This window comes from Rhodococcus sp. Q1 (assembly GCF_004153645.1).
In the GTDB taxonomy this organism is placed as follows: domain Bacteria; phylum Actinomycetota; class Actinomycetes; order Mycobacteriales; family Mycobacteriaceae; genus Rhodococcus; species Rhodococcus gordoniae.
Genome location: NZ_SDMJ01000019.1, coordinates 2,118 through 3,512 on the forward strand (window position 1 = coordinate 2,118; position 1,395 = coordinate 3,512).

At 55.1% G+C, this 1,395-nt stretch carries 1 rRNA gene (cut by a window edge); it reads right to left on the minus strand.

What is annotated here, in order from left to right:
- Positions 1-1,287: ribosomal RNA gene (locus tag EQ874_RS22740) — 23S ribosomal RNA — on the minus strand (it extends 1,885 nt beyond the left edge of the window).
- Positions 1,288-1,395: the final 108 nt, after the last annotated feature.

Below are 1,395 nucleotides of genomic sequence, written 5' to 3' on the forward strand. Positions count from 1 at the left end.
AGCGGGTGTCATGTGAATGCCGCGGCTTCGGCGGTGTACTTGAGCCCCGCTACATTGTCGGCGCAGAACCACTTGACCAGTGAGCTATTACGCACTCTTTCAAGGGTGGCTGCTTCTAAGCCAACCTCCTGGTTGTCTCAGCGATCCCACATCCTTTTCCACTTAGTACACGCTTAGGGGCCTTAGCCGGCGATCTGGGCTGTTTCCCTCTCGACTACGAAGCTTATCCCCCGCAGTCTCACTGCCGCGCTCTCACTCACCGGCATTCGGAGTTTGGCTGATTTCGGTAAGCTTGTGGGCCCCCTAGACCATCCAGTAGCTCTACCTCCGGTGAGAAACACGCGACGCTGCACCTAAATGCATTTCGGGGAGAACCAGCTATCACGGAGTTTGATTGGCCTTTCACCCCTACCCACAACTCATCCCCTCAGTTTTCAACCTAAGTGGGTTCGGGCCTCCACGACGTCTTACCGTCGCTTCACCCTGGCCATGGGTAGATCACTCCGCTTCGGGTCTAGAACATGCCACTACAGATCGCCCTATTCGGACTCGCTTTCGCTACGGCTACCCCACCCGGGTTAACCTCGCGACATGCCGCTAACTCGCAGGCTCATTCTTCAAAAGGCACGCCATCACCCACCACCCCGAAGGATGCGCAGGCTCTGACGGATTGTAAGCGCACGGTTTCAGGTACTATTTCACTCCCCTCCCGGGGTACTTTTCATCTTTCCCTCACGGTACTTGTCCGCTATCGGTCACCAGGGAGTATTCAGGCTTATCGGGTGGTCCCGACAGATTCACACCGGATTTCACGGGCCCGGTGCTACTCGGGTATTCGTATCGACAGTCGCCATGTTTTCGTCTACGGGATTCTCACCCTCTACGACGGGCCGTTCCAGACCACTTCGACTAACACGACGATTTCTCACTGTCGGCCGGCATGGCAGCGCCGACACAACGAACCCCACAACCCCGAATACACAACCCCTGCCAGGTATCACATGTACTCGGTTTAGCCTCATCCGCTTTCGCTCGCCACTACTCACGGAATCACATGTTGTTTTCTCTTCCTGTGGGTACTGAGATGTTTCACTTCCCCACGTTCCCTCCACACACCCTATATATTCAGATGCGGGTAACACGACATCACTCGTGCTGGGTTTCCCCATTCGGAAATCCTCGGATCACAGCTCGGTTGACAGCTCCCCGAGGCATATCGCAGCCTCCCACGTCCTTCATCGGCTCCTGGTGCCAAGACATCCACCGTACGCTCATAAACACTTACAACAAAGATGCTCGCGTCCACTGTGCAGTTCTCAAACAACACACAACAACCCCTACTCGAGAAGAAGAAACTCTTCCCTTTCGCAGATCATCGTCGCTGACAAAACACAA